At 62.0% G+C, this 20,721-nt stretch carries 17 protein-coding genes; 12 read left to right on the top strand and 5 right to left on the bottom strand.

Annotated features, from left to right (window positions below; translation table 11 throughout):
* The first annotated feature begins 22 nt into the window (after nucleotides 1-22).
* Nucleotides 23-2,302 carry a phosphoenolpyruvate--protein phosphotransferase gene (ptsP, locus tag ACYZUC_RS21795; RefSeq protein WP_461990304.1) on the top strand — a complete coding sequence of 760 codons (2,280 nt, stop codon included), beginning with the start codon at nucleotides 23-25 and terminating at the stop codon, nucleotides 2,300-2,302.
* Between the two features lie 119 nt (nucleotides 2,303-2,421).
* On the opposite strand, the gene ACYZUC_RS21800 is transcribed toward ptsP, so the two are convergent.
* Nucleotides 2,422-3,168 (bottom strand): NRDE family protein, encoded by a 747-nt coding sequence (locus tag ACYZUC_RS21800; RefSeq protein ID WP_461990306.1) that lies wholly within the window; start codon nucleotides 3,166-3,168, stop codon nucleotides 2,422-2,424.
* A 120-nt stretch (nucleotides 3,169-3,288) separates the two neighbouring features.
* Between ACYZUC_RS21800 and ACYZUC_RS21805 the strand changes: the two genes are divergently transcribed.
* The 3 genes from ACYZUC_RS21805 to ACYZUC_RS21815 all read left to right on the top strand — a co-directional run bounded on the left by ACYZUC_RS21805 (nucleotide 3,289) and on the right by ACYZUC_RS21815 (nucleotide 5,989).
* Nucleotides 3,289-4,071, top strand: a complete 783-nt coding sequence (locus ACYZUC_RS21805) for a sulfite exporter TauE/SafE family protein (protein WP_461990308.1) — start codon at nucleotides 3,289-3,291, stop codon at nucleotides 4,069-4,071.
* Between the two features lie 83 nt (nucleotides 4,072-4,154).
* Nucleotides 4,155-4,967: a prolipoprotein diacylglyceryl transferase gene (gene lgt, locus ACYZUC_RS21810; RefSeq protein ID WP_461990310.1), complete on the top strand. Its 813-nt coding sequence runs from the start codon at nucleotides 4,155-4,157 to the stop codon at nucleotides 4,965-4,967.
* Between the two features lie 50 nt (nucleotides 4,968-5,017).
* A complete protein-coding gene (locus ACYZUC_RS21815) occupies nucleotides 5,018-5,989 on the top strand; it encodes a thymidylate synthase (protein WP_461990312.1) in 972 nt (323 codons plus the stop codon).
* A 93-nt stretch (nucleotides 5,990-6,082) separates the two neighbouring features.
* Here the strand turns inward: ACYZUC_RS21815 and cadR are convergent, their stop codons facing one another.
* The gene (cadR, locus tag ACYZUC_RS21820; RefSeq protein ID WP_008040770.1) at nucleotides 6,083-6,532 is read right to left on the bottom strand and encodes a Cd(II)/Pb(II)-responsive transcriptional regulator; all 450 of its coding nucleotides are present in this window, start codon (nucleotides 6,530-6,532) and stop codon (nucleotides 6,083-6,085) included.
* A gap of 84 nt (nucleotides 6,533-6,616) precedes the next feature.
* On the opposite strand from cadR, the gene ACYZUC_RS21825 reads away from it, so the two are divergent.
* From ACYZUC_RS21825 to ACYZUC_RS21855, 7 genes are all read left to right on the top strand, one after another.
* A complete protein-coding gene (locus tag ACYZUC_RS21825; RefSeq protein ID WP_461990314.1) occupies nucleotides 6,617-8,872 on the top strand; it encodes a heavy metal translocating P-type ATPase in 2,256 nt (751 codons plus the stop codon).
* Between the two features lie 16 nt (nucleotides 8,873-8,888).
* A complete protein-coding gene (locus tag ACYZUC_RS21830; protein WP_008026094.1) occupies nucleotides 8,889-9,752 on the top strand; it encodes a LysR family transcriptional regulator in 864 nt (287 codons plus the stop codon).
* 238 nt (nucleotides 9,753-9,990) lie between these two features.
* The gene (locus ACYZUC_RS21835) at nucleotides 9,991-11,067 is read left to right on the top strand and encodes a putative 2-aminoethylphosphonate ABC transporter ATP-binding protein (RefSeq protein WP_461990316.1); all 1,077 of its coding nucleotides are present in this window, start codon (nucleotides 9,991-9,993) and stop codon (nucleotides 11,065-11,067) included.
* The gene (locus ACYZUC_RS21840) at nucleotides 11,067-12,791 is read left to right on the top strand and encodes a putative 2-aminoethylphosphonate ABC transporter permease subunit (RefSeq protein WP_461990318.1); all 1,725 of its coding nucleotides are present in this window, start codon (nucleotides 11,067-11,069) and stop codon (nucleotides 12,789-12,791) included. The genes ACYZUC_RS21835 and ACYZUC_RS21840 overlap by 1 nt, the downstream gene beginning before the upstream one ends.
* 40 nt (nucleotides 12,792-12,831) lie before the next feature.
* On the top strand, nucleotides 12,832-13,857 hold the full coding sequence (locus ACYZUC_RS21845; RefSeq protein WP_461990320.1) for a putative 2-aminoethylphosphonate ABC transporter substrate-binding protein: 1,026 nt from the start codon (nucleotides 12,832-12,834) through the stop codon (nucleotides 13,855-13,857).
* A 118-nt stretch (nucleotides 13,858-13,975) separates the two neighbouring features.
* Nucleotides 13,976-15,109 (top strand): TIGR03364 family FAD-dependent oxidoreductase, encoded by a 1,134-nt coding sequence (locus tag ACYZUC_RS21850; RefSeq protein WP_461990322.1) that lies wholly within the window; start codon nucleotides 13,976-13,978, stop codon nucleotides 15,107-15,109.
* The gene (locus tag ACYZUC_RS21855; RefSeq protein ID WP_461990324.1) at nucleotides 15,109-15,666 is read left to right on the top strand and encodes a phosphonate degradation HD-domain oxygenase; all 558 of its coding nucleotides are present in this window, start codon (nucleotides 15,109-15,111) and stop codon (nucleotides 15,664-15,666) included. The genes ACYZUC_RS21850 and ACYZUC_RS21855 overlap by 1 nt, the downstream gene beginning before the upstream one ends.
* A 154-nt stretch (nucleotides 15,667-15,820) precedes the next feature.
* On the opposite strand, the gene ACYZUC_RS21860 is transcribed toward ACYZUC_RS21855, so the two are convergent.
* Both ACYZUC_RS21860 and ACYZUC_RS21865 read right to left on the bottom strand, forming a co-directional pair.
* Nucleotides 15,821-17,197, bottom strand: a complete 1,377-nt coding sequence (locus ACYZUC_RS21860) for a GTPase/DUF3482 domain-containing protein (RefSeq protein WP_253405360.1) — start codon at nucleotides 17,195-17,197, stop codon at nucleotides 15,821-15,823.
* Nucleotides 17,190-18,560 carry a DUF2868 domain-containing protein gene (locus tag ACYZUC_RS21865; RefSeq protein WP_461990326.1) on the bottom strand — a complete coding sequence of 457 codons (1,371 nt, stop codon included), beginning with the start codon at nucleotides 18,558-18,560 and terminating at the stop codon, nucleotides 17,190-17,192. The genes ACYZUC_RS21860 and ACYZUC_RS21865 overlap by 8 nt, the downstream gene beginning before the upstream one ends.
* Before the next feature lie 99 nt (nucleotides 18,561-18,659).
* On the opposite strand from ACYZUC_RS21865, the gene ACYZUC_RS21870 reads away from it, so the two are divergent.
* A complete protein-coding gene (locus tag ACYZUC_RS21870; RefSeq protein WP_461990328.1) occupies nucleotides 18,660-19,172 on the top strand; it encodes a dihydrofolate reductase in 513 nt (170 codons plus the stop codon).
* Nucleotides 19,173-19,291: 119 nt separating this feature from the next.
* On the opposite strand, the gene ACYZUC_RS21875 is transcribed toward ACYZUC_RS21870, so the two are convergent.
* Nucleotides 19,292-20,683: an L-cystine transporter gene (locus ACYZUC_RS21875; RefSeq protein WP_461990330.1), complete on the bottom strand. Its 1,392-nt coding sequence runs from the start codon at nucleotides 20,681-20,683 to the stop codon at nucleotides 19,292-19,294.
* Between the last annotated feature and the right edge of the window lie 38 nt (nucleotides 20,684-20,721).

Genomic DNA, 20,721 nt, shown 5'->3' on the forward strand with positions numbered 1-20,721 from the left:
CGACGGAGTTCGACCCCGAGCCATGCTCAATACGCTGCGCAAGATCGTCCAGGAAGTTAACTCCGCCAAGGATCTCAAGGCGGCGTTGGGGATTATTGTGTTGCGCGTCAAAGAGGCCATGGGCAGCCAGGTCTGCTCGGTCTACCTGCTTGACCCCGAGACCAACCGCTTCGTGCTGATGGCGACCGAGGGCTTGAACAAGCGCTCGATCGGCAAAGTCAGCATGGCACCCAACGAAGGTCTGGTCGGCCTGGTCGGCACGCGTGAAGAACCCCTGAACCTCGAAAACGCCGCGGATCACCCGCGCTACCGCTACTTCGCCGAGACCGGTGAAGAGCGCTACGCCTCCTTCCTCGGGGCGCCGATCATCCACCACCGCCGTGTTGTCGGCGTGTTGGTCATTCAGCAGAAAGAACGCCGCCAGTTCGATGAAGGTGAAGAAGCCTTCCTCGTGACCATGAGCGCGCAGCTCGCCGGGGTTATCGCCCACGCCGAGGCCACCGGTTCGATCCGTGGCCTGGGCCGTCAGGGCAAAGGCATCCAGGAAGCCAAGTTCGTCGGCGTGCCGGGTTCGCCGGGTGCGGCGGTCGGTACGGCGGTGGTCATGCTGCCACCGGCCGATCTGGACGTGGTGCCGGACAAATCCATCGCTGACATCGACGCCGAACTGGCGTTGTTCAAGACCGCCATCGAAGGCGTGCGCGCCGACATGCGTGCGTTATCAGCCAAATTGGCCTCGCAGCTGCGCCCCGAAGAGCGGGCCTTGTTCGACGTCTATCTGATGATGCTCGCCGACGAGGCGCTGGGCAACGAAGTAACCACGGTGATCAAGACCGGTCAGTGGGCCCAGGGCGCGTTGCGCCAGGTGGTCACTGAGCACGTCAACCGTTTCGAATTGATGGACGACGCCTACCTGCGTGAGCGCGCATCGGACGTCAAGGACCTTGGTCGCCGTCTGCTCGCCTACTTGCAGGAAGAGCGCCAGCAGAACCTGGTCTACCCGGAAAAAACCATTCTGGTCAGCGAAGAACTGACGCCGGCGATGCTCGGCGAGGTGCCAGAAGGCACGCTGGTCGGTCTGGTTTCGGTCCTCGGTTCAGGTAACTCCCACGTCGCGATCCTCGCTCGGGCGATGGGCATCCCGACGGTGATGGGCCTGGTCGACCTGCCTTATGCCAAGGTCGATGGCATCGAATTGATCGTCGACGGCAATCGCGGCGAGGTCTACACCAACCCCAGCGATGTGCTGCGCAAGCAGTTCGCCGAGGTGGTGGAAGAAGAGAAACAACTGGCGCTCGGTCTCGATTCCCTGCGCGACCTGCCGTGCGTGACCCTCGACGGTCACCGCATGCCGCTGTGGGTCAACACCGGCCTGCTGGCGGACGTGGCGCGGGCGCAGAAGCGCGGCGCCGAAGGTGTCGGTCTGTACCGCACCGAAGTGCCGTTCATGATCAACCAGCGCTTCCCGAGCGAAAAGGAACAACTGGCGATCTATCGCGAGCAACTCGCCGCGTTCCACCCGCAACCGGTGACCATGCGTAGCCTGGACATCGGCGGCGACAAGTCGCTGTCGTACTTCCCGATCAAGGAAGACAACCCGTTCCTCGGCTGGCGCGGCATTCGCGTCACCCTCGACCACCCGGAAATCTTCCTGGTGCAGACCCGCGCCATGCTCAAGGCCAGCGAAGGCTTGAACAACCTGCGGATTCTGTTGCCGATGATCTCCGGCACCCACGAACTCGAAGAAGCCTTGCACCTGATTCACCGTGCCTGGGGCGAAGTCCGCGACGAAGGCACCGACGTGCCGATGCCGCCGATTGGCGTGATGATCGAGATTCCGGCGGCTGTTTATCAGACCAAGGAACTGGCGCGGCAAGTGGACTTCCTGTCGGTCGGTTCCAACGACCTGACCCAGTACCTGCTGGCCGTTGACCGCAACAACCCGCGAGTGGCCGACCTCTACGACTACCTGCACCCGGCGGTGCTCCAGGCGTTGCAAAACGTGGTGCGTGATGCCCATGCCGAAGGCAAGCCTGTGAGCATCTGCGGCGAGATGGCGGGGGATCCGGCGGCGGCGGTGCTGCTGATGGCGATGGGCTTTGACAGTTTGTCGATGAACGCCACCAACCTGCCGAAGGTGAAGTGGATGCTGCGTCAGATCAACCTGAGCAAGGCCAAGGAATTGCTCGCGGAGCTGATGACCATCGACAACCCGCAAGTTATCCACAGCTCGCTGCAACTGGCGCTGAAGAACCTTGGGTTGGCGAAGATGGTCAGCCCGGCTGCGGTCAAGGCCCTCTAAAAGGCTGATGGCCTCTTCGCGGGCAAGTCGGAACGCCGCCCGCTCGCTCCTACAGGGATCGCGTAAATCCTGTAGGAGCGAGGCTTGCCCGCGAAGGCGTCCCCTAATGTGCCAACAATCTAAACCCTGACCTCAACTTCCCCCAAATGCCCGCCATACGGCCCGAAACTCCGTTCCACCATCAGCCGCGTTCCATCCGCCTGAACAATCAACGCCGTACTCGCCCGCGTCCCATAACTCTGGCTGGCAATAAACACACTCGACAACAACGACTCGGTCGCCAGACCCACCCCGGTATCCGGCAACTCGGCAAAAGGTGCTGTCTGCGAATCACTGAGCAACGCCAATAACGCCTCAGGCTGCGGATCCTCCAGAACAGCCTCCAGCGCCGCTCGCGCCTTGAGCAACTTCGGCCACGGCGTATCCAGGCCAGCATTCGATAACCCATACACCCCGGCCGGCAGCAGCACCGCTTCAGACTCCCGGGCATTGAAGTGCCACAGTTCATTGGCATTGCCGATCAGCAGGTTAAAACCGGCATATTCCAGCGAACGTCCGACAACGTCTTCCAAATAATCATCTATCGGCATGTCGCCGCTAAGAAATCGCGCAACCAGTTCGCCTCGGGATTTTCGAGCGGCCGGTTGATGGGGATCGCGAATATTGGTCAGTGCCGCAAAGCGCCCGTTGGCGCCGACACCGAGCCAGGTGCCGCCGGCTTCCAGATCGCGACCGGCGTAGACGTGCGGTGCTTCGGGCCATTGCGCCAGGGGCAGGCTGGGCCGGGCATAGAATTCGTCGCGGTTGGCGGCGACGATCAGCGGCTGGGTGTGACCCGGGCGCCAGGCAAAGACAATCAGGCACATAAGGTGGTCCTTGTGTGTTTTTGCCCACTCTACGCAGTCATTGTGCGGGTATCCATCGCCATCCAGTGGAGCCGAAGGCCATGCATCCGTTACCATGCCGCTCTTCTTTGGGGGTCGTACATGGAATTTCTGCTCTATCTGGCGCTCGGCGCCTGTGCAGGCGTGCTGGCCGGCCTGTTTGGCGTCGGCGGCGGAATTATCATCGTGCCGGTGCTGGTGTTCAGTTTCACCTTGCAGGGGTTCGACGCCTCGATCCTGACGCATCTGGCGGTCGGCACATCCCTGGCTACGATCATCTTTACCTCGGTCAACGCCGTGCGTGAGCATCATCGCCGTGGCGCCGTACGTTGGCCGATTTTTGCCTGGATGACTGTCGGCATCCTGCTCGGCGCCGGGTTCGGCGCGCTGACAGCCGAAGCGATCTCCGGGCCAAACCTGCAGAAAATCATCGGCGTATTTGCCTTGGTCATCGCCGCGCAACTGGCGCTGGATGTCAAACCCAAGGCCAGCCGAACGGTGCCGGGTAAAGTCGGTCTGACCGTGGCCGGCAGCGTGATTGGCTGGGCCTCGGCGATTTTCGGGATTGGCGGTGGTTCGCTGACCGTGCCGTTCCTGACCTGGCGCAGCGTGCCGATGCAGCAAGCGGTGGCCACGTCCTCGGCGTGCGGTCTGCCCATCGCGCTGGCCAGTGCATTAAGTTTCATGATTCTGGGCTGGCACGATCCGTTGCTGCCGGCCCATAGTCTCGGTTTTGTTTATTTGCCGGCGCTGCTGGGGATTGCCCTGACCAGCATGTTTTTCGCCCGTATCGGTGCGCGACTGGCCCACAGGCTGTCGCCGAAGTTGCTGAAAAGACTGTTCGCCGCTTTGCTGTTTTGCGTGGGTTTGAATTTTCTGATCTGACGCACCGCACAATCCTGGCTTAATCCTGAGGTGGCAGCGTCGCCCGGGAATTTTGAAGCTTTCAACTCTAACGAGGAGTCGCAATGCTGCCTTACCCGCAGATCGACCCGGTGGCCCTGGCCATCGGTCCGCTGAAAATCCACTGGTACGGCTTGATGTACCTGATCGGCATCGGCGGTGCGTGGCTGCTGGCGTCGCGCCGGCTCAACCGTTTCGACCCGACCTGGACCAAGGAGAAACTCTCCGACATGGTCTTCTGGATGTCGATGGGCGTTATCGTCGGCGGTCGCCTGGGTTATGTGCTGTTCTACGATCTGCACGCTTACCTGGCCAACCCGGCGCTGATTTTCGAAGTGTGGAAGGGCGGCATGTCGTTCCACGGCGGCTTCATCGGCGTGATGCTGGCGGCGTTGTGGTTTGGTAAAAAGAACAACAAGTCGTTCTTCCAGCTGATGGACTTCGTCGCGCCGATGGTGCCGATCGGCCTGGGTGCCGGGCGTATCGGCAACTTCATCAACGCCGAATTGTGGGGCAAGGCGACCGACGTGCCGTGGGCGATGATCTTCCCGCCGTTCAGCGATCCGGCGCAGTTGCCGCGTCATCCGTCGCAGCTGTATCAGTTCGCGCTGGAAGGCGTCGCGCTGTTCCTGATCCTGTGGCTGTTCTCGCGCAAGCCACGGCCGACCATGGCGGTGTCCGGGATGTTCGCGCTGTTCTATGGCATCTTCCGTTTCATCGTCGAATTCGTCCGCGTGCCGGACGCGCAACTGGGCTATCTGGCCTGGAACTGGCTGACCATGGGCCAGGTGCTCTGCGTGCCGATGATCGTCGGCGGGCTGTTCCTGATCTGGCTGGCGTATCACCGCGCCCCGGCGACTCCAGCGGCAGCCGTATAAATTCGAATCCCGGGGGCGACGGCCTCCGGGTTCAAGGACACAGGTAACTCATGAAGCAATATCTCGAACTGGTCGCCCACGTCATCAAGAACGGCACCAAACAGGCCAACCGCACCGGCGTGAACACCATCACCTTTCCGGGCGCGATGCTGCGCTACGACCTGCAAGAAGGTTTTCCGGCGATCACCACGCGCAAGATGGCCTTCAAATCGGCCATCGGCGAGATGTGCGGTTTTCTGCGTGGGGTGAACAACGCCGCCGAATTCCGTGCGCTGGGCTGCAAGGTCTGGGACCAGAACGCCAACGAAAACGCGCAATGGCTGGCCAACCCGTTCCGCCAGGGTGAAGACGACCTCGGCGAGATCTACGGCGTGCAATGGCGCAAATGGCCGGCGTACAAACAGATCCCGGTCAGCAACCAGGCCGCCATCGAGCAGACCCTGAAGCAAGGCTACCGCCAGATCGCTGAAGGCGAAGAAGACGGTCAGGCTTACGTCGTGCTGTACAAGGCGATCGACCAGATCCGCCAGTGCGTCGACACCATCATCAAGGACCCGGGCAGCCGCCGCATCCTGTTCCACGGCTGGAACGTCGCGCAGCTTGATGAAATGGCCCTGCCGCCGTGCCACCTGCTGTACCAGTTCCACCCGAATGTCGAGACCAAGGAAATTTCCCTGACCCTCTACATCCGCTCCAACGACCTGGGCCTGGGCACACCGTTCAACCTCACCGAAGGCGCCGCGCTGCTGAGCCTGATCGGTCGCCTGACCGGTTATACGCCGCGCTGGTTCACCTATTTCATCGGTGACGCGCACATCTACGAGAACCATCTGGACATGCTGAACGAACAGCTCAAGCGCGAGCCGTTCCCGATGCCGAAACTGGTGATCAGTGATCGTGTGCCGGAGTTTGCCAAGACGGGCGTGTATCAGCCGGAGTGGCTGGAGTTGATCGAGCCGGGTGATTTTTCGCTTGAGGGTTATCAGCACCATGCGCCGATGACGGCGCCAATGGCGGTCTAAGTCTGGCACCGCTTCGCGCTGTTCGCGGGCAAGCCTCGCTCCTACAGATTTACACTGGACCTGTAGGAGCGAGGCTTGCCCGCGAAGAGGCCCTCAATGCCCATGACTGCGGCCGACATGCGAATGCTCAACCTCCGTGGCCACAACCCCGCCACTCACTTCCAACCGCTGCAAAATCCCGCATTGATCGATATCCGGCCCTTCGCCACAGCGTTGGCGCAGGTCGAGCAGTTGTGCCTGTAACGCCAGCAACCCGTCGATCCGCGCTTTCACGTGATGAATGTGCTCGTCGATCAGCGCATTCACGCTTTCACACTGATCCTGCGGACTGTCGCGCAAGGCCAGCAGGCTGCGGATTTCCTCGAGCGTCATGTCGAGGGTGCGGCAGTTGCGGATGAAGGTCAGGCGCTCGGCGTGGGCCTGGGTGTAGACGCGGTAGTTGCCGTCGCTGCGGGCCGGTTCCGGCAGCAGGTTTTCGCGCTCGTAGTAGCGAATGGTTTCCACGGCGCAGTCGGTGAGTCTGGCCAGTTCTCCGATCTTCATGACGGCAATCTCCAAAAGGGTGCTTGACCCTATAGTGGCTACAGGGTCTTTACTTGGCAACAGGCACCTTATGGACGCGACCTAATGAGCGATTCCCGACACGATCACACACACGAGGCTGGTCACAGCCACAAACTGCAGCCTGTACAGAAACATGACCATGGCGGTCACGGGGATTCCTGCTGTTCTTCCAAAGCGGCGGCGCCGTCGCTGATCAAGCTCAGCGAAACGTCCACCGCCAACGCGCGGTTGAGCAGTTTCCGCATCGACGCGATGGACTGCCCGACCGAGCAGACGCTGATCCAGAACAAACTCGGCAAGCTCACCGGTGTGCAGCAGCTGGAGTTCAACCTGATCAACCGCGTGCTGGGCGTCACTCACGACTTGCCAAGCACCGCGCCGATCATCGACGCGATCAAGTCGCTGGGCATGGTTGCCGAGCCGCTGGAGCAGGGCGTCGAAGCACCCGCGCCGGCGCCTGAGAAAAAACCGTGGTGGCCACTGGCACTGTCCGGCGTGACTGCGCTCGCTGCCGAAGTGATCCACTTCACCGACGCAGCGCCCAACTGGGCCGTGGCGGTTATCGCGCTGGTCTCGATCCTCAGCGGCGGCCTCAGCACTTACAAGAAGGGCTGGATCGCCCTGAAAAACCTCAACCTCAACATCAACGCGCTGATGAGCATCGCGGTGACCGGCGCGATCCTGATCGGGCAGTGGCCGGAAGCGGCAATGGTGATGTTCCTGTTCACCGTGGCCGAGTTGATCGAGGCCAAGTCCCTGGACCGTGCGCGCAATGCCATCAGCGGTTTGATGCAGATGACCCCGGAACAGGCCACGGTGTTGCAGGCCGACGGCAGCTGGGTTTTGCAGGACGTCAAAACCATCGAACTGGGCGCTCGGGTGCGCGTGCGGCCCGGCGAGCGGATTGGCCTGGACGGTGAAGTGGTGTCGGGCAGTTCGACCATCGATCAGGCACCGATCACGGGTGAAAGCCTGCCGGTCGAGAAGACGCTTGGCGACAAGGTTTTCGCCGGGACCATCAATCAGGCGGGTTCTCTGGAGTATTCCGTCACCGCCGCCGCCAACAATTCGACCCTGGCGCGGATCATCCACGCCGTCGAACAGGCGCAAGGCGCACGGGCACCGACTCAGCGTTTCGTTGACCAGTTTTCAAAAATCTACACTCCGGCCGTATTCGCCCTGGCTCTGGCCGTTGCGGTAATTCCGCCGCTGTTCATGGGCGCCGTCTGGTTCGACTGGATCTATCGCGCGTTGGTATTGCTGGTGGTCGCTTGCCCGTGTGCGCTGGTGATCTCTACGCCAGTGACCATCGTCAGCGGCCTCGCGGCGGCCGCGCGCAAAGGGATTCTGGTCAAGGGCGGCGTTTATCTGGAGGGCGGTTACAAGCTCGATTACCTGGCGCTGGACAAGACCGGCACGATCACCCACGGCAAACCGGTGCAGACCGATTACCTGTCGCTTGACCCAACCGCTGATGCCTCGGCGCCGGGAATTGCGGCGGCATTGGCCGGGCGCTCGGACCACCCGGTGTCGCTGGCCATCGCCAATGCAGCTGTGGATAAATCATTCGTCTCGCTCATTGTGGATAACTTCGAAGCCCTGGCCGGACGCGGGGTGCGCGGTGAAATCAACGGTCAGGTCTACCACTTGGGCAACCACCGTTTGGTCGAAGAGCTGAACCTGTGTTCGCCCGCCCTGGAAGAAAAGCTGTTTGCGCTGGAGAAGCAGGGCAAGTCCGTGGTGCTGCTGCTCGACAAATCCGGCCCGCTGGCGCTGTTCGCCGTGGCCGATACGGTCAAGGAGTCCAGCCGCGAAGCGATCCAGCAACTGCACGACCTGGGCATCAAAACCCTGATGCTCACTGGCGACAACGTCCACACCGCCCAGGCGATTGCCGCACAAGTCGGCATCGACGAAGCCAAGGGCGATCTGCTGCCGACCGATAAACTGCAAGCCATCGAAGCCCTTTATGCACAGGGCCATAGCGTCGGCATGGTCGGTGACGGCATCAACGATGCCCCGGCACTGGCCCGGGCCGAGATCGGTTTTGCGATGGCTGCCGCCGGCACCGATACCGCCATCGAAACCGCCGATGTCGCCCTGATGGACGACGATCTGCGCAAAATCCCCGCGTTCATCCGCCTGTCGCGGCAGACGTCGAGCATCCTCAAACAGAACATCGCCCTCGCTTTGGTCATCAAGGCTATCTTTCTTGGGGTAACCTTCGCCGGGATCGCCACCATGTGGATGGCGGTGTTCGCCGACATGGGCGTGAGCCTGTTGGTGGTGTTCAACGGTTTGCGCCTGTTGCGCAAATAAATGATGAGGAGCGGGTGTGCTGAGTGCCGAGCTGAAGGCGTTTTACATGGTGGCCCGCCTGGGCAGCATTACCCTGGCGGCGAAAAAGCTCGGCCTGAGCCAGCCCACCGTGACCACGCAAATCCGCAACCTGGAAAGCCAGTACTCGGTTGAACTGTTCTACCGTGGCGGTCGCCGCCTCAGCGTCAGTGATGAAGGTGCGCGGCTGCTGCCGATGGTCAAGACGCTGTTGCAGCAGGAAGCCGACATCGAGTTTTTCCTGCGTAACAGCGGCCAGGTCCAGGGCACTTTGCGCATCGCCGCCACGGCGCCGTATTACATCCTCGATCTGGTGAAGACCTTCCGCGAGCGCTTGCCGCAGGTGGAAGTGTCGGTGGAGATCGGCAACTCCCAGCAGGTGCTGGAAGCGTTGGAGGATTACCGGGTGGATGTCGCCGCGTCCTCGCAACTGCTCGATGATGCGCGACTGATTCGGCGGGTGCTCGGCAGCGATCCGCTGGTGTTGGCGGTGCATCGCAATCATCCGTTGGCGGTGCACGATCATGTGCCGCTCAGCGCGTTGGCCGGGCATACGTTGTTGATGCGCGAGTCAGGCTCGACCACTCGGCGTCTGACCGAAGAATTGCTGGCCAGCGCCGGAGTAAGTTTCGGCCCGTTGCTGGAGATCGGCAGCCGTGAATCGATCCGCGAAGCGGTGCTGCGCAACATTGGCATCAGCATCATCGCTCGGCAGGAAGTGCCGCATGATCCGCAATTGCGCGTGCTGACCATCGAGAATGCGCCGCAGATTCCCGAGTATTTGTACTGCCTTAAGGAACGAAAAGGCGCGCGGTTGCCGGCGGCGTTTCTGGGGTTGGCGCAGGAAATGGCCCCGGCCTGAGTTTTGCGGTGACTGTGCTGGCCTCTTCGCGGGCAAGCCTCGCTCCTACAGGGGAACGCATTTCTCTGTAGGAGCGAGCGGTGCGGCGATCCGACTTGCCCGCGAAGGCGCCAGACCAGTCACCATTAACCCCAACCCAAATCCTTGAATACCACTATCAGCCGTTTTGGCCTCACTGCCACATGACGGACGCATTACATCCCTAGGATGGCCTTCATCTGCTTGATGAGGCCCGTCCATGAACCACTCGATCGCAACTGCCCTGACCAACCCCGGCGCCCCGATGAAGGTGCGCGGCGTGCAGAAACGCTTCGGCGCTTTCACTGCGCTGGATAACGTTTCCCTCGACGTGGCGGCCGGTGAACTGGTGTGTCTGCTGGGGCCGTCGGGTTGCGGCAAAACCACCTTGCTGCGTTGCATCGCCGGTCTGGAGAAACAGGACAGCGGCGAGTTGTACCTCGGTGATCGCGACGTTTCGCACCTGGCACCCCAGGCGCGGGACTACGGCATTCTGTTTCAGTCCTACGCGTTGTTCCCCAATCTCACCGTCGAAGCGAACATTGCCTACGGCCTCGCTGGCAGCGGTCGCGATGAAGTGCGCAAGCGCGTCGGTCAGATGCTGGAACTGGTCGGCCTGACCGGCAGTGAGAAAAAGTACCCCGGCCAATTGTCCGGCGGTCAGCAGCAACGTGTGGCACTGGCCCGCGCCCTGGCGCCAGCCCCGTCCCTGTTGCTGCTGGACGAACCGATGTCGGCGCTCGACGCCCGAGTCCGCGAGCACCTGTGCACCGAGCTGCGCCAACTGCAACGCAACCTCGGCATCACCACGCTGATGGTCACCCACAATCAGGACGAGGCCATGCTGATGGCCGACCGTATCGCCGTGATGAACAACGGCAAGGTCGAGCAGTACGCCACGCCGCAGGAAATCTACGACCGCCCAGCCACGCCGTTCGTGGCGGAGTTTGTCGGCCAGGGCAACTGGCTGCCGTTCAGCCGCAGCAGTGACAGCCACGCCCAGGTCGGCGGGATGAGCATGCGCCTGGCGGATGGCAGCGCTAAAACGACATCGGGCCGTCTGTTCTGCCGCCCGGAAGCGATCAACGTCAACCCGCTGGTGCATGAAGAAAACCTGTTCCCGGCCAAGGTTCGCGAAATCACTTTCCTCGGCAACCGCTGCCGCATGAGCTTCGAACTCGATCAACTGCCGGGCCACGCACTGCTGGCAGAACTGGCACCGGAAGCCATGCCGCGCCTCGGCGCGCAGCAGATCATGGTCGCCTTGCCACCGCGCAGCCTGCAGGTGTTTGCCTGATGAGCGCGAACATCGCGCTGCCGATACCGCACAAGCAGGTTCGGCAGACCTCCCGTGCCGAGATCGGCGACCGGGTGTTCGTGGTCGGCGGCAAAGTCCTTTTGCTGGTGTTGCTCGGCGTCGCGGTGTTGATGCCGTTGCTGGCGATCTTCTGGCGTGGCTTCAGTTCGGAGGCCGGGCAGGGCGGTGGTCTGGTGGCTGCCCGTGAACTGGTCACCAGTGCGAATTTCCACTGGTTGCTCGGCAATAGCCTGAAAGTGTCCCTCAGCGTCGCGACGATTGTCGTACCGCTGGCCTACCTGTTTGCCTACGCGCTGCAACGCACCCTGATTCCGGGCAAAGGTATCTGGCGCGGGATGTCGTTGTTGCCGCTGATGGCGCCGTCGATGCTCCCCGGCATTGCGCTGGTTTATCTGTTCGGTAACCAAGGCATGTTGCGCGGTTTGCTCTCGGACAATATCTACGGCTTTTGGGGCATTGTTCTCGGTGAGGTCATCTACACCTTCCCACACGCCTTGATGATTCTGCTGTCAGCCCTGTCTCTGGCGGATGCGCGACTCTTCGATGCCGCCTCCAGCATGGGCGCCAGTCCGGCGAAAGCCTTCCGCAGCATCACCTGGCCGGCGACGCGTCAGGCGGTGTTCGCCGCGTTCTGCCTCGTTTTCACCCTGACCATCACTGACTTCGGCGTGCCCGTGGTGGTCGGTGGCGACTATCAGGTGCTGGCGCTGGAAGCCTACAAAGCCGTGGTCGGTCAGCAACAATTCGGTCGCGGTGCGTTGATCGGCATGGTCCTGCTGCTGCCGGCGCTATTCAGCTTCGGGGTCGATGCGTGGTTGCGTCGGCGTCACGGCGATTCCATGAGTGGTCGGGCGCAGGTCTTCCAACCGGCACCGTCGAAACTGCGCGACGGCTGCTACCTGGCCATCGTGTTGCTGATCTGCGCGGTGTTGCTGCTGGTGTTCGGCATGGCGGTGTTCTCGTCACTGGTGAAATTCTGGCCGTACAACCTGTCGCTGTCGCTCAACCATTACCAGTTCAACGATACGGCGGGCGGCGGTTGGCTGGCCTACGGCAACAGCGTGAAGATGGCCTTGTGCACGGCGTTGATCGGCAGCGTGCTGATCTTCACCGGCGCCTACCTGATGGAAAAAACCAAGGGCCAGCGCGGACTGAATCTGACATTGCGCATGCTCAGTTTCGTACCGATGGCGGTGCCGGGTCTGGTGCTGGGCTTGGGTTATGTCTTCTTCTTCAACCTCAGCGACAACCCGCTGCATGTGCTCTACGGGACCATGACCCTGCTGGTGGTCTGCACCATTGCTCACTATTTGACCACCGCGCAAATGACCGCGACCACGGCGCTGCGCCAACTCGACGCCGAGTTCGAAGCCGCCGCGCTGTCGCTCAAGGCGCCGCTGTACCGGCATTACCTGCGGGTCACCGTGCCGATCTGCCTGCCGGCGCTGCTGGACATCGTGCGCTACCTGTTCGTCTCGGCCATGACCACCGTTTCGGCGGCGATCTTCCTCTACAGCCCCGACACCATCCTCGCGGCGGTGGCGGTGCTGAACATGGATGACGCCGGCAACGTCGGCGGCGCGGCGGCGATGTCGACCCTGATTCTGTTCACCTCGGCGGGCGTGTCCCTGCTGCTGGCCTGGGCCTCGCGCGGTTTGCTGCGCCGCTCCCAGGCCTGGCGGCAGACCGCGCCCGGTCACTGATTTCCAATCCCGCAACCTCAACTCAAAACAGGAAAAGATCATGTTCAAGCCCCTGGCCCTGGCCGCTGCTGTCCTCACCGCTTTCAGCCTGAACGCCTTCGCGGCGAAAACCGAGTTGACGGTGTACACCGCTCTCGAAGCCGAACAACTGAAGACCTACAAAGAAGCCTTCGAAAAAGCCAACCCGGACGTCGAGATCAAGTGGGTGCGCGATTCCACCGGCATCATCACCGCCAAACTGCTGGCCGAAAAAGCCCGCCCACAGGCTGACGCCGTCTGGGGCCTGGCCGCGTCGAGCCTGGCGATTCTCGATCAGCAAGGCATGCTGCAAAGCTACGCGCCGAAGGATCTCGGCAAAATCGGCGGCAACTACCGCGACGCCGCCAACCCGCCAGCCTGGGTTGGCATGGACGTGTGGGCCGCGACCATTTGCTTCAACACCGTCGAAGCCGAGAAGCAGGGTTTGACCAAGCCCGTGAGCTGGCAGGACCTGACCAAGCCTGAGTACAAAGGCAAAATCGTGATGCCGAACCCGGCCTCGTCCGGCACCGGTTTCCTCGACGTCAGCGCCTGGCTGCAAACCTTCGGCGAGAAGCAGGGCTGGCAGTACATGGACGACCTGCACCAGAACATCGGCCAGTACGTTCACTCCGGTTCCAAGCCTTGCAAACTGGCAGCGGCGGGTGAATTCCCGATTGGTATTTCCTTTGAATACCCGGCTGTTCAGTTGAAGCGCCAGGGCGCACCGCTGGACATCATCCTGCCGAAAGAAGGCCTGGGTTGGGAGATCGAAGCGACGGCTGTGATCAAGGGCACACCGCATGAAGACGCGGCGAAGAAACTGGCTGACTTCTCGGCCAGCCCTGCAGCGATGGAGCTGTACAAAGAGAACTTCGCCGTCCTCGCTCAGCCGGGTATCGCCAAGCCGCAGACCGAATTGCCAGCGGATTACGAGCAGCGCCTGATCAAGAACGACTTCGCCTGGGCGTCGAAGAATCGCGATGAAATCCTGACCGAGTGGCGCAAGCGCTATGACGGCAAGTCCGAGAAAGTGGTTGCCAAGTAAGATTTTCATCGGCTGACGGGCCCCTTCGCGGGCAAGCCTCGCTCCTACAGAGAAATGCGTACCCCTGTAGGAGCGAGGCTTGCCCGCGAAGGCGGCTTCGAACTTTGGACAAAACTCCATGACACACCCCAACGACATGCTGATCGTAGGCGCCGGCATCCTCGGTCTGTCCCACGCCTACGCCGCCGCCAGACGCGGTCTCAAAGTCACCGTTTTCGAGCGCAGCGAAACGCCTTTGGGCGCCTCGGTGCGCAACTTCGGCCAGGCTCTCGTCACCGGCCAGCCACCAGGCCCGATGCTTGAACTGGCCAAAGCTAGCCGCGAGATTTGGGGCCAGTGGGCGCAACTGGCCGGCCTGCAACTGAAACGCAACGGCTCATACCTGTTTGCCCGCACCGAAGCCGAAGAACACCTGCTGGAAGTATTTTGCGCCGGACGCGCCGTGGAACACGATTACCGCGTCGACTTGCTGCGCGGTGCCGCATTGCGCGACCTGTACGGCGGCCAGTTCCGCCATCACCGCGCCGCGCTGCACGGGATGGACGATCAGCAACTGTATTCCCGCGAAGCAGTCCCGGCGTTGATCGATTACCTGCGCCGCGAAATGAACGTCGAGTTTCACTTCTCCACCCTCGTGCGCGACATCGAACCGGGCCGCCTGCACAGCACCGCCGGCACCTTCAACGCCGAGCAGATCATCGTCTGCTCCGGTCACGATTATCAGACCTTGCTGGCCGAGTCGATTGCCGCGCTCAACCCGCAAATCTGCCGCCTGCAAATGCTTCGCGCCCGTCCGCAGATCAACCTCAACCTGCAACACGCGCTGCTCACCGGTTTGAGTTGCGTGCATTACGGCGCCTTCGCCGATCTGCCGGAAGCAGCGGCGGTGCAGGCGCAAATCCTGCGCGAAGAACCGCACTTGCATGAAAACGGCATTCACCTGCTGATCAGCCCGACACCTCACGGCGAACTGATCATCGGCGATTCCCACCACTACGGCAGTGATCCGTCTCCGTTCAACGACGAGCAGGTGGATAACTGGATGATCGAACTCGCCGAGCAGACGCTGGGCTGCAAAGTGCAAGTGGTCGAGCGCTGGCAGGGTGTCTATGGTTCCCGAGGGCCAGGGCCGTTTTCGTTCCTGCGACCGATGCCGGGCGTGAGCGTGGCACTGATGCACACTGGCGTCGGCATGAGTGTCGGGCCGGCAATGGCAGAACGTAATGTCGCGACGTTATTGGGAGAGCGTTGATGGACCGCAAGGCGAAAGTGATCGACGAGGTGTTTGGGTTGTATGAGCGCTTTGGCGACAGCGATTACATCGGCGAGCCGGTGTCGCAGATCGAGCACATGTCCCAGGCTGCACAACTGGCCATGGCGGAAGGCTTCGATGACGAAGTGGTGCTGGCGGCGTTCTTCCACGATATCGGGCATATCTGCGCCGAGAGCGCCGAGAACATGGACGGTTTTGGCGTGGTCAGCCACGAACGACTGGGCGCCGATTACCTGCGTCGCGCAGGTTTCAGCGAACGCGTGGCGCGGCTGGTGGAATACCACGTTCAGGCCAAGCGATATCTGACACTCAAAACGCCTGGGTACTACGAGCGACTGAGTGAGGCCAGCCGTCGGACCTTGGAGTATCAGGGTGGGGTGATGACCGAGGCCGAGGCTGAGGCTTTCGAACAGGATCCGTTGTGCGCCGTCAGTTTGCGCATGCGGCACTGGGATGAACTGGCCAAGGATATGTGGGTGCCGGTGATTGATCTGGGGCTTTTGAAGGAAAAAGCATTGCGCTTGTTGGCTGCGTAAAGCTTCGAAACCGCGTTGCTGCCTTCGCGAGCAAGCCCGCTCCCACATTTGATCTTCAGCAGCCGAAGATTTTGTGTACGACGCAGATCTAGTGTGGGAGCGGGCTTGCTCGCGAAGAGGCCGGCAGTACCACCACAGATAACCGGTCAGGCCACTACAACTGCTGCGCCAACACCTCGATCTGCTCCTGCCGTTCCGCCTGATTCAACTTCGCGTGCGGATTCAGCGACGACCATTGCGGATGTGCCCGAGCCTTGTTCAAGGCTTCGGGCAGTTTGCCTTCGCGCCAGCTCTTGTCCTGTGGCGTGGCGACCTGGATGCTGTCCATCGCCGCATGCCCACGCGCATTCAGAGCCTGAAGCAACTGCCGCTGCCGTAATGCCAACAACCGCAACACGCTGTCATCGACCGTCAATTCACGCTGACCTTTGATCTTGCCCAGCAACCGGCTGCCATAGCTGCGCGCGGTTTGCAGGGCGCCGCCGGCAATCGCGCCGGCCAGCGCCGCTGCACCGAGGGTCAAGCCGCCGACCAGCAGATCCACCCCGGCCCCGGCGGCCGCACCCGCCGCGATGCCGCCGCCGACGCGCACGCCCAGTTGCTTGAGGGTTTCCGGGTTGAACAGGTCATCGCCCCAACGGCCATCGAGCAGCGGCAGATCACTGGCCGCCGCGTCCTGCGGGCGGAAGGCGTAGAGCTTGAGCAGCGCTTCGACACAGCGCTGTTCCCGTTGGCGAACGGCTTTGCGCAGTTCGCTGATCGCCTGTTGTTCCTGCTCGGCGTCGCTGACCACGCTGCGCCGACACGCCGCACAATCGATCAACAATTCGGCAATCAACCGCGCCGCGCTTTGTTGCCGGGCCAGACGCTGGGCCTGCTGATCGGCGATCAAACGTTCCAGTTGCTCGCGAGAGTTTTCCAACAGCAGCGCGAGGCTTTCATACAACCGCCGCTCGCCATCTTCCGGCGGTGCCACGCTGTCGAAACGCACCAGGGCATGCAAGCCCAGACGTGCCAACGCTTCACGCCAATCCGGTTCGCGGTGGTTGGCGCTGCTTACGAAGTTCAGCACCGGCAGCAACGGTTTACCGCAGCTGGCCAGCACTTCCAATTCGTCGCGGTACTTGGCCAGCACCGGTTCGCGGGCGTCGATCACATAGAGGCCCGCGTCGCAGGTGAGCAGTTGCCGCAGAACCTTGGCTTCCTGTTCGAACCGCTGCCGCGCTTCGCTGCCTTCAAGAAAACGCGCCAGTCGCGCCGGACCGTCGAGGCGTTCACCGGGACGCTCCAGGCGTTCGAGGTAGTCGAGCAGGGCGATGGCGTCTTCCAGGCCTGGCGTGTCGAACAGGTCGAGCAAGGGCTCGCCGTCCACCGACAACCGCGCGCCTTCGACGTGCCGCGTGGTGCTGGGGCGATGGGAGACTTCGCCGAAACCGACATCACGGGTCAACGTGCGCAGCAACGAGGTTTTGCCGACGTTGGTGTGGCCGACCACGGCAAGCTTCAACGGTGCTTTCCACGGATTAGTCATGACCGGTCTCCAGCCAGTTCAGCGGCGCGCAATCGGCGAAGGGCAGATTCAGTTGCTGCAACGCCACGTGCCAGTCGCCGAGGCGCTCGGCGTCCAGCGCTTCGCCGGGCGGCGCTTGCAGCAACCAGACGCGGGTGGCGCTGGCGTTGCGGGCCAGTTCGGCGATCAGTGCGAGGCTGCCGCGGTCCGGCGAACGCCGTGGATCGCAGGCGATGAGCAGACGGGCCGGGGGGAAACGGCTGAGCTGTTCCAAGAGTTTGTGGCGCGATTCGCGACTGTCGAGGATGCCTGCGTCGTTCACGGTTTTCGGCAGCGGTGGCGGCCATGGCCGTTGATCGTCCAGCTCGATGGCCACCAGCAACGCGCCGTCGCTTTGCAACTCACTGACGCCGCTTTCCACGTGATGAAGTTGCGCAGGTGCCGCATCGCTGATGCCCAGGCGTTCGCTGGTCGGCATCAGGCGTTCGCGCAGTTGCGCGTAGCCGGGCAGGTTCAGGTCCAGACGCAACCTGGCGCGGCCACTTTTCCAGCGCCACAGGCACAACAGCGCCAATAACACCCGCGGCAGAACCCCGTAGACCAGCAACACGCCCACCAGCCACGCGGCCCAGGCCTGACGAGCGCTTTCAATGTTCAGTGCGGCATCGCCACTGGCGCGGATCATTTCCACGGTGGGCACGCTGAAACCCAGCAGCGCCGGCAGGGCGCCCAGAGCCTGGGTCATGGCGACGAAGGTGTCGCCGCCAAGGATGGTGGTTTCCCAGACGAAGCCATAACGCCGGGTTGCCATCAGCATCAGCAGAATCACCAACGCGCTGAGCATCGCCAGCAACCACAAGCCATTGACCAGCGCGCCGAGCGCCCAGCGATTGAGTTTCTGTCGTTGCAGCAGCAACAGCAGGGCGGGCGCCAGTTGCGCGGCTTTGGCGTCGCGGGCGAGTTTTTCGCTGAGCCACAACCACAAGCGTCCCAGCGTCGCGCCGTGATCACCGGCAAACACCAGGCCCAGCGCCCAGCTCAGCAGCAGAATCAGGTTCAGCCCGAGCAAGCTGCCCAAGGCCCAAAACACATTGACCGGCGTTTGTCCGTCGCCCAGCGCGGCAAACGCCAGACCGGCGCCGCTGACCACTGCCAGCGCGGCCAATACCAGCAGCGCCAGTCGCGCACCTTGCAGCCAATGCCTGAGCGCTTCGGTCAGCCCATCGCGCTCGGCCAGCCATAAGGCGCGGCGCGAAATCCGTGTCGGCAGATCGCCGCCCGCTGTGCGAGCCAGTCGGTTGGCTTCCAGATCATCCAGAGGGCCGGCGTATTCTTCACGCAGGCGAATGGTTTCCGTCAGCCAGAGGGTATTCAGTTCAGTCACGCGGCATCCCGTCGCTCAATTGAGCTGTGAGCATAACCGCTGTGGCGCTTGTCGGGGGGCTACGTTGCGAGAAGCCGAGCCTCTGGTATCCTCGCCGGCATGACTAAATCACTCCCCCTCAGCCTGATCGCAGCCCTCGGTGAAAACCGCGTGATCGGCGTCGACAACAGCATGCCCTGGCACTTGCCGGGGGACTTCAAATACTTCAAGGCCACCACCTTGGGCAAGCCGATCATCATGGGTCGCAAGACCTGGGATTCCCTCGGTCGCCCGCTGCCGGGCCGCTTGAACATCGTGGTCAGCCGTCAGGCGGATCTGCTGCTTGAAGGTGCGGAGGTTTATCCGTCGCTGGAGGCTGCCGTGGTTCGCGCAGAGGAATGGGCGAAAGAGCAGGGCGTCGATGAGTTGATGTTGATTGGCGGCGCGCAGTTGTATGCGCAAGGGTTGGCGCAGGCTGATCGGTTGTATTTGACGCGCGTGGCGTTGAGTCCGGACGGGGATGCGTGGTTTCCGGAGTTTGATTTAAAGGAGTGGAAGCTGGTGTCCGATGTACCGAACTCGGCGGAAGGCGACAAGCCGGCGTACAACTTCGAGGTCTGGGAAAAGGCTTAAAAGCTTCGCGGGCAAGCCTCGCTCCTACAGGGTTGTGTCGTACGCAATATTTGCGATCAACACAAAGACTGTAGGAGCGAGGCTTGCCCGCGAAGAGGCCCGCTCAGTCACTGAAAATCTTAAGCGTGAGCCAACTCCGCATGCTCATCCGCATCCAGCAGCGTTCTATCGGTCTGCTGCATGATCTGGCTGGTAATCGCCCCGGCGGTGATCGACCCACTCACGTTCAACGCCGTACGCCCCATATCAATCAGCGGCTCAACCGAAATCAGCAACGCCACCAGTGACACTGGCAAACCCATCGCCGGCAGCACGATCAGCGCCGCGAACGTCGCACCACCGCCCACGCCGGCCACACCGGCCGAACTCAAGGTCACAATCGCCACCAGCGTCGCGATCCACAGCGGGTCCAGCGGGTTAATGCCCACGGTCGGCGCAACCATCACTGCCAACATCGCCGGATACAAACCCGCACAGCCGTTCTGGCCAATGGTCGCGCCGAACGAAGCGGCGAAACTGGCGATGGATTGCGGAATGCCCAGACGGCTGGTCTGCGCTTCGATGCTCAGCGGAATCGTCGCCGCGCTGGAGCGGCTGGTGAAAGCAAACGTCAGCACCGGCCAGATTTTGCGGAAGAACCGCAGCGGGTTGATCCCGGCCACCGACACCAGCACGCCGTGGACCACAAACATCAGGCCCAGGCCTATGTAAGAGACCACGACAAAACTGCCAAGTTTGATGATGTCTTGCAGGTTGGAACCGGCGACCACTTTGGTCATCAGCGCCAGTACGCCGTACGGAGTCAGCTTCATCACCAGACGCACCAGACGCATCACCCAGGCTTGCAGGGTGTCGATGGCGTTGATCACTTTCTGACCTTTTTCGACGTCATCCTTCAGCAGTTGTAGCGCGGCGACCCCGAGGAACGCGGCGAATATCACCACGCTGATGATCGATGTCGGCTTGGCGCGCGCCAGATCGGCGAACGGGTTTTGCGGGATGAACGACAGCAGCAGCTGCGGCACATTCAGGTCCGCGACCTTGCCTGCGTAGTCGGTCTGAATGGTTTGCAGACGGGCCATTTCCTGTGTGCCGGCGACCAGGCCTTCAGCGGTCAGGCCGAACAGGTTGGTCAAACCGATACCGATCAGCGCCGCGATGGCGGTGGTGAACAGCAGCGTGCCGATGGTCAGGAAACTGATTTTGCCCAGTGACGAAGCGTTGTGCAGACGGGCCACGGCGCTGAGGATCGAGGCGAACACCAGCGGGATCACGATCATTTGCAGCAACTGCACGTAACCGTTGCCCACCAGATCGAACCAGCCGATAGAAGCTTTCAGCACCGGGTTTCCGGCACCGTAAACGGTGTGCAGCGAGACACCGAACACCACGCCCAACACCAGGGCGAGCAGGACTTTTTTCGCCAGACTCCACGTCGTGTGACGGGTTTGCGCCAGTGCGACGAGCAGGGCGAGGAACACCAGCAGATTGAGAATCAGCGGCAGATTCATTGGAACTCCCATTAGACATGTGCCAACTGCCTTCCGGG

It is taken from the genome of Pseudomonas sp. GT1P32 (assembly GCF_054897805.1).